Here is a 12,693-nt window from a genome sequence, read left to right as displayed (position 1 = left end):
AAACTGCGAAGCGGTTTTCCGCCCGGAACCCGGCTATCTCGGCGACGGAAGGCTCGGCAGCAGGGAGGCGAATTTGGGGCGCTATTTCGCTTTCTTGGCGCTGTCGATCGCCCGGCGCATATATTCCAGCAGAAGCTGTTTTTCAAAACGCCTGAAATCCTTGAGCAGTGCGTCCTCTGTCGCCTCGGAGGCAGCGATGGCGTTCGCCTCCAGATCCCGGCCGCGCTGCGTCAATTCGATGATCTGGGCACGGCGGTCGCTTGGATGGGATTTGCGCAGGATCAGCCCGTCACGCTCCATGCGCGCAAGCGTATTGGCGAGTGTTGCCTGTTCGATGTCGATTCTATCCAGCAATTGCCGCTGCGTCAGGCCTTCCTCATGCCAAAGCTCGATGAGAATCGGGAATTGCCCGGGAGAGAAACCCAATGCGGCAGCTCGCTTCTGGAGCGCCATGGTGAATTCCCTTGCCATTCTCGCAGCGAGATAGATCGCCGATTCGTCCCGGGAAAAACCCATTCATCTGTCCGTAAACTTTGTAGCCAGCGCATTCCGCGCGATTTCGATAGTGCGGTATATATCGCATGATATGTTTAGGCCAGTCCGAAACACGGCACAAAATAAAACCGCCATGGCCGGGAGGGGTCGGCCATGGCGGTCATATTGGAGGACAAAGGCCCGGAGAGGGGGAAAGGCCTTTGTCCGGTCTGATGCGGCGGGGGACGAGCCTACAATCAGACTACGGCGTGATCAGGCGCCGTCCCCTAAGAAATGTGTCTGCAAATGCGGCTTTTCAAGGGAAAATCCATTACAAATCGGTAACGTTCGGGTGAATTTCACGGGCTTTTCCAGGCGCTTCGCTTCATACGCTTTGCGGTGCGTTATGCGAAGTTTCTATGGACGTCAAAACAGCCCCGCGTTATCCATATCGCCATGAAAAAAGGCGATCATCTCTTCCTCGTTGACGGTTCCGGTTTTATTTTCCGGGCGTTCCATGCCATTCCGCCGCTGAACCGCAAGTCGGACGGGCTGCCGGTCAACGCCGTTTCCGGCTTCTGCAACATGTTGTGGAAGCTCCTGAAGGATGCGCGCAATACCGATGTCGGTGTCACCCCCACACATTTCGCGGTCATATTCGATTATTCGTCGAAGACATTCCGCAATGAGCTTTATGATCTCTACAAGGCCAACCGCAGCGCGCCACCGGAAGACCTTGTTCCGCAATTCGGCCTGATCCGCGAAGCGACGCGCGCCTTCAACCTTCCCTGCATCGAGACGGAAGGCTTCGAGGCGGACGACATCATCGCCACCTATGCCCGCCAGGCCGAGGCGATCGGCGCCGATGTCACCATCATCTCGTCCGACAAGGATCTGATGCAGCTCGTCACGGCCAATGTGCACATGTACGACGCCATGAAGGACAAGCAGATCGGCATTCCCGATGTCATCGAAAAATGGGGCGTAGGTCCCGAAAAGATGATCGACCTTCAGGCGATGACCGGCGATTCCACCGATAATGTCCCCGGCATTCCCGGCATCGGCCCGAAGACGGCGGCGCAATTGCTGGAAGAATACGGCGATCTCGATACTCTTCTGGCGCGTGCGGATGAAATCAAGCAGCAGAAACGTCGGGAAAATATCATCGCCAATGCCGAGCTTGCCCGCCTTTCCAGACAGCTTGTGGCGCTCAGGACCGATGTGCCGCTGGAACAGTCTCTTGAGGCCTTGGTGCTCGAACCGCAGAACGGCCCGAAACTCATTGCCTTCCTGAAGGCGATGGAGTTCACGACGCTGACGCGCCGGGTTGCCGAAGCGACCGAAACCGATGCCTCGGCCATCGACCCCGCCAATGTGCCGGTGCAATGGGGTGCCGATGCGCATGGTCCCGATCTCGATGCGCCTGCCCCTGCCGTCTCTGCCGGTGAAGCGGTCGCTGATGCGAAAAATGCGCCGGCTTCCTCGGTAGCGACAGCAAGAAAGGCGACCGGGGAGGGCAGTGCGCCCGCCGATCTCGCCACGGCACGGCAAACGGTGTTCGCTGCCGCCAGGATCGACACGACCGCCTACACGACGATCAGGGATCTGGCGGCGCTGGACCGCTGGGTTGCGGCGGCCCGCGAAACCGGTGTCGTCGCCTTCGATACGGAAACGACCTCGCTCGACCCCATGCAGGCCGAACTCGTCGGATTTTCGCTGGCGATTGCCGATAATGGCAAGGATGCCTCGGGCGCGGATATCCGTGCTGCCTATGTTCCCTTGACACACAAGACCGGCTCCGGCGGCGATCTTTTCAGCGATGGCATCAAGCTCGCCGAAGGGCAGGTGCCCTTTAAGGAGGCGATGGAGCGTCTGAAGAGCCTGCTTGAGGACCCGGCCGTTCTGAAAATCGCTCAGAACCTCAAATATGATTACCTGCTGATGAAACGCCATGGCGTCGTCATGCAGAGTTTCGACGACACAATGCTGATTTCCTATGTTCTGGAGGCCGGCAAGGGCACACATGGCATGGATTCGCTGTCCGAACGCTGGCTCGGTCACAAGCCGATCGCCTACAAGGACGTGACGGGGTCGGGCAGGTCGAGCGTCACCTTCGATTTCGTCGATATCGACAAGGCGACGGCCTACGCGGCGGAAGATGCGGATGTCACATTGCGCCTCTGGATGGCGCTGAAGCCCCGGCTTGCCGCCGAGCGCCTGACCAAGGTCTATGAGCGGCTGGAGCGCCCTCTCGTGCCGGTTCTGGCGCATATGGAGGAGCGTGGCATCACCGTGGACCGGCAAATCCTGTCGCGTCTCTCCGGCGAACTGGCCCAGAAGGCGGCTGCCTTCGAAGAGGAAGTTTATCAGCTGGCGGGCGAGCGTTTCAATATCGGATCGCCCAAGCAGCTTGGTGATATCCTGTTCGGCCGGATGGGCCTGCCGGGCGGCTCGAAAACCAAGACCGGCCAGTGGTCGACATCGGCGCAGGTGCTGGAAGATCTGGCCGCGGAAGGTGCCGAACTGCCGCGCAAGATCGTCGACTGGCGTCAGCTGACCAAGCTGAAATCGACCTATACGGATGCGCTGCCCGGCTATATTCATCCAGAGACGAAGCGGGTGCATACGTCTTACGCGCTTGCCTCCACCACGACGGGGCGTCTGTCGTCTTCGGAGCCCAACCTCCAGAACATCCCGGTGCGCACCGCCGAAGGCCGCAAGATCCGCACGGCCTTCATCTCCACGCCCGGTCACAAGCTGCTGTCGGCCGATTACAGTCAGATCGAATTGCGCGTGCTTGCCCACGTTGCGGATATTCCGCAGCTTCGCAACGCGTTTGAAAACGGCATCGACATTCATGCGATGACCGCATCGGAAATGTTCGGTGTGCCGGTGGAAGGTATGCCGTCGGAAGTGCGCCGCCGCGCCAAGGCCATCAACTTCGGCATCATCTACGGTATTTCCGCTTTCGGGCTGGCCAATCAGCTCAGCATCGCCCGCTCTGAAGCGGGCGAATATATCAAGAAATATTTCGAGCGGTTCCCCGGCATTCGCGACTACATGGAAGCGACCAAGGCTTTCGCCCGCGAAAACGGCTATGTCGAAACGATTTTCGGCCGCCGCGCCCATTATCCGGAGATCCGCTCCTCCAACCCTTCCGTAAAAGCCTTCAACGAGCGTGCGGCCATCAACGCGCCGATCCAGGGTTCCGCGGCCGATATCATCCGCCGTGCGATGGTCCGTATCGAGCCGGCGCTTGAGGCGGAAAAACTTTCCGCCCGGATGCTGCTGCAGGTGCATGACGAACTCATCTTCGAAGTTGAGGAAGCGGAAATCGAAAAGACCCTGCCTGTCGTCGTCTCCGTAATGGAAAATGCGGCGATGCCGGCGATATCCATGAAGGTGCCGTTGCAGGTGGATGCCCGCGCGGCCAACAACTGGGATGAGGCGCACTGAAAGGTCGCAGGACCTGCGAAATCCACCGGTCGATGTCATTGATCTGTTGCGTATCGGGACTAGGGGAAACGTCTCAAAAGGAGTTTCCCCATGCACGCCCCGCTCGTCTCGAAAGATCTCGAGTATATTTCCGCTGCCAACCACGATCAGCCGCCGCGCCATCTCGGCAGCCGCTTTAACGCCGAGCGCGAATTCCTGCCCGAGCCGGGTAACACGGTCGTCTGCCACCTCGTTGAAGGCTCGCAAACCGAGAGCGCGATCATCACGACACGCCAGCGTTTTCTGGACATGCCCGAGGCATCGCTGCTTGCCTTCACGCCGGTTTCCAGCCTGCATATGACGGTGTTTCAGGGCATCATCGAGTTCCGGCGCATGGCTCCCTATTGGCCCGAGGAGATGCCGCTCGATACGCCGATCGACACGATGACCGAATATTATCGTGACCGTCTTTCGGCCTTTCCGGTTCTGCCGGGCTTCAACATGCAGGTGACGGGTCTTAAACCGACAGGACTGGTGATGAAGGGGGCGACCGCTGAAGACGACCGGATCGTCGCTCTGTGGCGCGATGCATTTGCCGAAGCCTTCGGTTACCGCCATTCTGATCACGAAAGCTATGAGTTTCATATCACGCTGTCTTACATCACGCGCTGGTTTGCGCCGGAAAGCCTGCCCCGGTGGCAGGCAATGCTGGACGAAGAGCTGGAAAAACTGCGCGCTGCAGCCCCTGTCATCGAGATGCGGCCGCCTGCTTTCTGTGAATTCATGGACATGAACCACTTCAAGGAACTCATCGTTTTTGATAGAAGTGAGGCCTGATTTGCGTGCACCTCCAGCCTGCTCGTCGTCCCTGTTCCGCTGAATCGGAAAAAATGCGCGTCAGGGCTGGTCAAAGCCCGTTAGGGCATGTATAAGCGCGCCAAATTTCCGATATCGAGACACCCGACATTCGGCCTTTGGTTCTGGCCGGTTCCGTTGTTTCGCCGCTAAAGTGGAGTAACAAAAATGGCTGTACCAAAAAGAAAAACAAGCCCGTCCAAGCGCGGTATGCGCCGCTCGGCTGACGGTCTCAAGTCTGCAACCTATGTTGAAGACAAGAACTCCGGCGAACTGCGCCGTCCGCACCATATCGATCTGAAGACCGGTATGTATCGCGGCCGCCAGGTTCTGACGCCGAAGGAAAGCGCATAAGCTTTTCCGACATCGTAATTACAAAAAACCGGCCCTCGTGGCCGGTTTTTTGTTTTCAGGACCGTTTGGCTGTCTTTTCCACTCACTTGGAAAATTCGGCCACTCCTCCTACACTCTGCTCGGGAGAGCAGTTTGGTGCGCGTTAGGGGGAGTTTCGGTGAAATATCGCTGGATTTTGTTGATGCTTCTCAGCCTCGGTCTCGGCTACGGCGCCGTGACGAAGGGTGGCGGCATCATCGCGGAAAGCTATTTCGGCGAAGTATCCGATCAGGGCCGCACCACCCTCAGGCTGGCCGTCTCTGCCCTCGGTGGGCTTTTGAGCCGTTACGAACCGCTGCCGGCTCTGATCGCCGATCACGACGACATTGAAGAACTGGTCGCGCATCCGAAGGATGAGGCGCTGCGTCAGCGCGCCAATGTCTATCTCAAATCCATCAACACCCTCTTGGAATCCTCCGATATCTACATCATTACGCTGGATGGAGAGACGATCGCCGCCAGCAATTACGATGGACCCACGAGCTTCGTCGGCGAGAATTTCAGCTACCGGCCCTATTTCCAGGATGCCGCCAGGGGCTTCAAGTCGCGTTTCTTCGCGCTTGGCACCACCTCTCACAAACGTGGCTATTATTTCTCCGCCCCCATCCTCTTCAACGAGGAGATCAAGGGCGTCATCGTCTTCAAGGTCGATATTGAAGGCATAGAGGCATCCTTCGGCGATGGCGAGAACCGCATCCTCGTATCGGATCCGGAAGGCATCATCTTCATGACGGGAACGCCGCAATGGCTTTATTCCGGCCTGATGCCGCTGACACCCGAAAGGCTTGCACGCACGGAGGCATCCCGCCGTTACGCGAACGCCACCCTGAAGGAACTGCCGCTGAAAAATGGCAGTTTCGGCTCCCATCAATTGATGACGATCACCCAGGATGACGGTGAGAGGGAATATCTCGTCCTGTCGCAGCCGATGCCGGATGCGGGCTGGACCGTCAGCGTGCTGATGGATACGGGCTCACTCAGAACGCAGGTCAAGACGGCAATGATCGCCATCATTCTCTGCCTGTGTCTTGCCGCTGCCGTTATCGCGGCCATGCTGCAAAGACGCCGGCGTCTGCGTGAACGTCTGACCCACCAGGCGGAAGCGCAGGCGGAACTGGAACGCCGGGTGGAGGAACGCACTGCCGATCTGGCGCGCGTGAACCAGGAGATCGAACACGAAATCGCCGAACGTCGCCAGACGGAAAAACAGCTGCGCAGGATGCAGAACGATCTGGTGCAGGCGGGCAAGCTTGCGGCACTCGGGCAGATGTCGGCGGCCCTGTCGCATGAGTTCAATCAGCCGCTTGCCGCCGCCAAGAATTATGCCGAAAACGCCTCGCTTCTGGTGGAGCGGGGGCGGCTGGAAGAGGTGACGGAGAACCTCAGGCGTATTTCAGGCCTCATCGACCGCATGGCGTCCATCAGCAAGCACCTCAGGAATTTCGCCCGCAAGCCCAACGAAAAAATGGCTGCGGTCAGTCTGGATACCGTGCTTCGTGACACGCTCGAAATCGTCGGCGCGCGGCTGAAAGCCGCCGATGCGGTTCTGGATGTCGATCTCGGTTCGGTGCCGCTTGCGGTGAAAGCCGGGCCGGTGCGGCTTCAGCAGGTGCTGGTCAACATCATCTCCAATGCCGCCGATGCGGTGGAAGGGCGCGAAGACCGCCGCATCGCTCTGAAGGCCGTGCTGAACGGTCAGACGGTGTCGATTTTCATCCGCGACCGTGGCCCCGGCGTACCTCCGGCAATTTCGGAGCGCATCTTCGATCCCTTCTTCACCACAAAAGGCGTGGGGCGTGGCCTTGGTCTCGGCCTTTCCATCACCTATAACATCATCAAGGATTTTGGCGGCCAGCTGCGTGTCAGAAACCATGAAGACGGCGGGGCGGAATTCGAGATCGAACTGCCGGCAGCCGCCTATCGTATGGAGGCGGCGGCGGAATGACCATGTCGCGCGTTCTGTTGATCGATGACGAGGAGGAACTGCGCTTCTCCACCGCGCAGGCGCTGGAGCTTTCCGGTTTTGCCGTCACCATGCTGGCGAGTGCGGAACATGCGCTCGAACTCATCGGCTATAGCTTCGATGGCGTCGTGGTCAGCGATATCAGGATGCCCGGCATGGATGGCATGACGCTGTTGCAGAAGGTAAGGGAGCTTGACCCGGAAATACCTGTCATCCTGATGACGGGTCATGGCGATGTGCAGCTGGCTGTCAACGCCATGCGCAACGGTGCCTATGACTTCATCGAAAAGCCCTTCACACCGCAATATCTCGCCGGCATCATCAAAAGGGCCAATGACCGGCGGGCGCTGGTGCTGGAAAACCGCCGCCTGAAGGCGGTGGCGGGCAAGCATGACGATCTAGAGACGCGTCTGCCCGGCCGAACCCAGATCATGGTCGATCTGCGTTACCGCATCCGCGCCATCGGTGCGACGGATGCCGATACGCTCATCGTCGGCGATACCGGCGCGGGCAAGGAGGTGGTGGCACGGGCGCTTCACGATATCAGCGCCAGAGCCAACCGGCCCTTCGTGGCGATCAATTGCGCCGCCCTGCCGCAAACGCTGATCGAAAGCGAGCTGTTCGGCCACGAGGCGGGCGCCTTTCCGGGTGCGCTGCGCCCACGCTACGGCAAGTTCGAGCATGCCCGTGGCGGCACCATCCTGCTGGACGAAATCGGCTCCATGCCATTTGAATTGCAGGGCCGGTTCCTGCGCGTGTTGCAGGAAAGGGTTATTACCCGCCTTGGCTCCAATGAGACAGTGGAACTCGATGTCCGCTTCATCGCCACCAGCAAGGTGGATCTGGAGCAGGAGGTTGCGGCCGGCCGGTTCCGCGCAGATCTTCTCTACCGCCTGAATGTGGCGACGCTTCTTGTCCCCTCCCTGTCGCAGCGTAGTGCCGACATTCCCTTGCTTTTCCTGCATCTGGTGCGGGAGGCCGCTGCCCGTTACGGGCGGGAAGACATGGAGGTTCCTCAGCAACTGCTCTCCGCGATCTCCCTCCGTGAATGGCCGGGCAATGTGCGCGAATTGCGCAATGCGGCGGACCGCTTCGTGCTCGGTCTGGAAAGCGATGTTGCCGAACCATCGTTGCCGTTCCCGGACGATGGCAGGGCAGCACTTGCCGCGAAGGTCGCCGCTTATGAAAAGAGCCTGATTGCGCGCGCGATAGCCGTCCATGGCGGAAATCTGAAATCCGTTTATGAGGCGCTCGGTATCTCGCGCAAAACGCTTTACGAAAAAATGCAGAAATACGAACTGCACCGGCATATGACAGAGGTGTAATGGGTGGATTTCCACCCATGGACGAGGCCTCATGGGTGGAAATCCACCCATTGCCATCAGTGATAGCGATAAAACCGCACCTCATTTGCAAGACCGCCATTGCTGAACGCTGATCCCGGATCGCAAATAGCTCACCCCGGCCGCCATAGAGGAGTATGCGCGGCTGAAGTGGCGAACATTTTCATCCGGGAGGAATCGATGAAAATACTGAAGACAGTTACCGGCCTTGCTGCCGCCGCTGCCGTTTCCCTTTTTGCGCTGTCCGCATCCGCTCAGAACTATCCAGAGCGCAACATCACCATGGTCGTGCCTTTTGCCGCCGGTGGCCCGACGGATACGGTTGCGCGTCTTGTCGCTGAATCCATGTCCAAGGATCTCGGTCAGCAGATCATCGTTGAAAATGTCGGCGGTGCGGGTGGCACACTGGGTGCAGGCCGCGTGGCGGCAGCCGATCCGGACGGCTACACCGTTCTCCTGCATCATATCGGCATGGCGACGAGCGCCACGCTCTATCGCAAGCTCGCCTATGACACGCTGAACGCGTTCGAATATGTCGGCCTGGTCACGGAAGTTCCGATGACCATCCTGTCGCGCAAGAACCTCGAGACCAAGGATCTCAAGGGTCTGATTGATTATGCCAAGGCGAACAAGGACAAGGTGACCGTCGCCAATGCCGGTATCGGCGCCGCTTCGCATCTGTGCGGCATGCTGTTCATGAGCGCCATTGAGACACCGCTCGTCACCGTTCCCTACAAGGGCACAGGCCCGGCCATGACCGACCTGCTCGGCGGCCAGGTTGACATCATGTGCGACCAGACCACCAACACCACCAAGCAGATCCAGGGTGGAACCGTGAAAGCCTATGCCGTGACCTCGGCCAAGCGGCTTGATGTGCTGCCCGATGTACCCACAGTCGCCGAAGCGGGCTTGCCGAAGCTTGAGGTTGGCATCTGGCACGGCATCTACACGCCCAAGGGCACGCCTGCTGAAATCAACGAAAAACTCTCCAAGTCGCTGCAGATCGCGCTGAAGGACAAGAATGTCGCGGCTCGTTTTGCCGAACTCGGCACCACGCCTTCGCCGGAAAGCGATGCGACGCCCGCCGCCCTGAAAACCAAGCTTGAAAGCGAAATCGCTCGCTGGAAGCCGGTGATCGAGTCCGCCGGCCAATATGCCGACTGATGGTCAAAGCAATCGCCGGCGGCACCACGCCGCCGGCTTTTTGCCATCGATTTAAAGCGCGATCGGTGTGTCACCGGCCGCAATGGAGGGGCATCTTTCATGAAGTCGTTATTTAATGACCCTGCCGAGGCAGTCTGCGGGGCAATTTTCATGGGACTTGGCGTCTTTTTCGCCTTGCAGTCTTATGGGCTGGAGATCGGAACCGCCTTTCGCATGGGGCCGGGCTATTTCCCGCTCGTTCTGGCAATCATCCTGATCCTGCTCGGTGGCGTCATATTTCTGCGGTCGGCCCGCCCGGCCGGGGAAGGTATCGGAGCGATCGCCTGGCGAGGCATATTTTTCATCCTGCCCGCGCCAATATTCTTCGGTTTCACTGTCCGGGGCCTTGGCTTTGTGCCGGCGCTTTTTTTCAGCGCCCTTATCGCGGCCTTCGCCTCCCACAAGATGAGCCCACTCATGGCGGTCATTCTTTCCGCAGCCATCACGGTCTTTTCCGTTGCTGTTTTCAATTACGGTCTCGGCCTGCCGTTCCAGCGCTTCGGCCCCTGGCTTAAATTTTGAGGTGCTGCGATGGATTTGCTCGATAATCTTGCTCTCGGTTTCGTCACCGCCTCGTCGCTGGCAAACCTGTTCTTCTGCCTGATCGGCGTGCTGCTCGGCACCCTGATCGGCGTGCTGCCCGGCATCGGCGCGACGGCGACTATCGCCATGCTGCTGCCGATCACCTTCCAGCTCGAACCCGTCTCATCGCTGATCATGCTCGCCGGCATTTATTATGGCGCGCAATATGGCGGCTCCACCACGGCCATCCTGATCAATATGCCCGGCGAATCGTCCTCCGCCGTCACTGCCATCGATGGTTACCAGATGGCGCGCAAGGGCAAGGCGGGCGCCGCTCTCGCCATTGCTGCCATCGGTTCGTTCTTTGCCGGCACGGTGTCCACCTTTCTCGTGGCAATCTTCGCTCCGCCTCTGACGGCGATTGCGCTGGAGTTCGGTGCGGCGGAATATTTCTCACTGATGGTCGTCGGCCTCGTTTCGTCGATCGCACTTGCCCATGGCTCCATCGTCAAGGCGCTGGCCATGGTGGTGCTCGGCCTGCTGCTTGGCCTGGTCGGCACCGATATCTATAGCGGCACGCCCCGCTTCACCCTCGGCATCCGTGAATATGCCGATGGCCTGAATTTCGTTGCGGTCGCTGTTGGCGTCTTCGGCATCGCCGAAATCCTGCGCAACCTCGAAAATGAGCGCACCCGGTCGGTGCTGATCGCCAAGGTCAGCAGCCTGATGCCGTCGAAGGAGGATTTCAAGCGTATGATCGGCCCGGTGCTGCGCGGCACGGCCATCGGTTCCGCACTCGGCATCCTGCCGGGCGGCGGCGCAATCCTCGCTGCCTTTGCATCCTACACCGTGGAAAAACGCGTCTCCAAGAACCCGGAGGAATTCGGGCACGGCGCGGTTGCCGGCGTGGCCGGTCCGGAATCCGCCAACAATGCTGGCGCCCAGACCTCCTTCATTCCGTTGCTCACCCTTGGCATCCCAGCCAACCCGGTTATGGCGCTGATGATCGGTGCCATGATCATTCAGGGCATCGTGCCGGGCCCCAACGTCGCGACCGAGCAGCCAGCGCTGTTCTGGGGCATCATCGCGTCCATGTGGATCGGTAATCTGATGCTCGTCATCCTGAACCTGCCCTTGATCGGGCTGTGGGTGAAGCTGTTGACGGTGCCCTATTACGTGCTGTTCCCGATTATCATGGCTTTCTGCGCCATCGGGGTTTACAGCGTCAATTCCAACGTCTTCGATCTCTATGCCGTCGCCTTTTTCGGTTTCATCGGTTACGTGCTGGTGAAATTGCGCTGCGAGCCGGCACCTCTGCTTCTGGGTTTCGTGCTTGGCCCGCTGCTGGAAGAGAACCTGCGCCGCGCCATGATCCTGTCGCGTGGCGATCCGATGACCTTCGTCACGCGTCCGATCAGCGCCACCCTGCTTTTTATTGCGCTTGCGGTGTTGATCGTCGTCTTCCTGCCAAGCGTGAAGAAAAAGCGCGAAGAAGTCTTCGTCGAAGAGGACTGAGCAAAATCAGGAAAAATTCAGACGCCGGTGATGGAAACGTCGCCGGCGTTTTTCGTTGAGTCGATCAATATGACGAATCCGGTTCACGAAAGCGGCGTATGGTTGACTCGAAGCCCGTAAGGCACAAGGAAGGGCGGGAAAGAGAGGTCGATATGACGTCGGAAACCGAAAAACGGATCATCGCGCTTGAGGAAACGATCGCGCATCAGGCCAAGGCCGTGGAGGAACTGTCCGATCAGCTGGCGGAGCAGTGGAAGGTGGTGGAACAGACCCGCGCCAAGCTCGACCGCTTGACGGAGAGGTTTCTGAGTCTGGAGGAGCAATCGCTGGACGCGCCTGCAATCACCCGTCCGCCGCATTACTGACAGGGAAGACCCAATGAAAAAAGACATATCCGCACTTGCCGGCGATATCGTGGATTTCTGGAGGAAGGCGGGACCTGAAAAATGGTTCGACAAGGATGCCGCCTTCGACAACCACTTCCACGACCGTTTCAGCGACGCCCATTTCGCCGCCGCGAGGCGCGAACTGGATGACTGGCTGGGGGAGCCGGAAAGCAGTCTGGCGCTGATGCTTCTGCTGGATCAGTTTCCGCGCAACTGCTTTCGCGGCACCGCGCATATGTATGCGACCGATCCGCTGGCGCGACTATTCGCCGACGAGGCGATCCGCCGGGGCCACGATCAGGCGCTGGGCGAGGATTTGCGCGTCTTTTTTTATCTGCCCTTTTCTCATGCGGAAGACCTCAAGGATCAGGAGCGTGCCTGCACTCTCAACCAGCCGCTTGGCGGGCTTTATCTGCACCATGCTGAAGAGCATCGCGATATCGTCGAGCGCTTTGGCCGTTTTCCGCACCGCAATGAAATATTGCTGCGGGAAACGACGCCGGAGGAACGGCAATATCTGCAGGAAGGCGGTTTTTCCGGCTGATCTTAACAAAAACGCCGCCTGTCCCGAAAGACGGCGGCGTTTGTCATGATGCGCAACGAC

The 12,693-nt window shown here is 59.1% G+C and carries 11 protein-coding genes; 10 read left to right on the top strand and 1 reads right to left on the bottom strand.

All coding sequences use genetic code 11. The features are described from left to right. Positions 1 to 81: 81 nt before the first annotated feature. Positions 82 to 516 (bottom strand): MarR family winged helix-turn-helix transcriptional regulator, encoded by a 435-nt coding sequence (locus AC1ROR_RS12535; protein ID WP_498589565.1) that lies wholly within the window; start codon positions 514 to 516, stop codon positions 82 to 84. Between the two features lie 414 nt (positions 517 to 930). On the opposite strand from AC1ROR_RS12535, the gene polA reads away from it, so the two are divergent. From polA to AC1ROR_RS12485, 10 genes are all read left to right on the top strand, one after another. After that, positions 931 to 3,930, top strand: coding sequence for a DNA polymerase I (polA, locus tag AC1ROR_RS12530; protein ID WP_498589564.1), 3,000 nt, complete (start codon positions 931 to 933; stop codon positions 3,928 to 3,930). Positions 3,931 to 4,020: 90 nt separating this feature from the next. Further along, a complete protein-coding gene (locus AC1ROR_RS12525) occupies positions 4,021 to 4,746 on the top strand; it encodes a DUF1868 domain-containing protein (RefSeq protein ID WP_498589563.1) in 726 nt (241 codons plus the stop codon). A 186-nt stretch (positions 4,747 to 4,932) separates the two neighbouring features. Next, a complete protein-coding gene (gene rpmF, locus AC1ROR_RS12520) occupies positions 4,933 to 5,118 on the top strand; it encodes a 50S ribosomal protein L32 (protein ID WP_003507205.1) in 186 nt (61 codons plus the stop codon). Positions 5,119 to 5,299: 181 nt separating this feature from the next. Further along, the gene (locus tag AC1ROR_RS12515; RefSeq protein ID WP_498589562.1) at positions 5,300 to 7,102 is read left to right on the top strand and encodes a sensor histidine kinase; all 1,803 of its coding nucleotides are present in this window, start codon (positions 5,300 to 5,302) and stop codon (positions 7,100 to 7,102) included. After that, positions 7,099 to 8,445 (top strand): sigma-54-dependent transcriptional regulator, encoded by a 1,347-nt coding sequence (locus AC1ROR_RS12510; protein WP_035219661.1) that lies wholly within the window; start codon positions 7,099 to 7,101, stop codon positions 8,443 to 8,445. The genes AC1ROR_RS12515 and AC1ROR_RS12510 overlap by 4 nt, the downstream gene beginning before the upstream one ends. 198 nt (positions 8,446 to 8,643) lie before the next feature. Continuing rightward, a complete protein-coding gene (locus AC1ROR_RS12505) occupies positions 8,644 to 9,627 on the top strand; it encodes a tripartite tricarboxylate transporter substrate-binding protein (protein ID WP_035219658.1) in 984 nt (327 codons plus the stop codon). Between the two features lie 99 nt (positions 9,628 to 9,726). Next, complete coding sequence (locus AC1ROR_RS12500; RefSeq protein ID WP_035240376.1) at positions 9,727 to 10,188, top strand: tripartite tricarboxylate transporter TctB family protein; 462 nt, start codon at positions 9,727 to 9,729, stop codon at positions 10,186 to 10,188. Positions 10,189 to 10,197: 9 nt separating this feature from the next. Then, complete coding sequence (locus AC1ROR_RS12495) at positions 10,198 to 11,703, top strand: tripartite tricarboxylate transporter permease (protein WP_035219655.1); 1,506 nt, start codon at positions 10,198 to 10,200, stop codon at positions 11,701 to 11,703. 152 nt (positions 11,704 to 11,855) lie between these two features. Continuing rightward, positions 11,856 to 12,068 carry a SlyX family protein gene (locus AC1ROR_RS12490; protein ID WP_035219653.1) on the top strand — a complete coding sequence of 71 codons (213 nt, stop codon included), beginning with the start codon at positions 11,856 to 11,858 and terminating at the stop codon, positions 12,066 to 12,068. 13 nt (positions 12,069 to 12,081) lie between these two features. Then, a complete protein-coding gene (locus tag AC1ROR_RS12485) occupies positions 12,082 to 12,633 on the top strand; it encodes a DUF924 family protein (RefSeq protein WP_498589560.1) in 552 nt (183 codons plus the stop codon). Positions 12,634 to 12,693 lie beyond the last annotated feature (60 nt).

The organism is Agrobacterium sp. GW821-FHT14E08 (genome assembly GCF_058803865.1).
The sequence above is the reverse complement of the archived record's forward strand: the minus strand, read 5'-3'. Positions and strand labels throughout refer to the sequence as shown.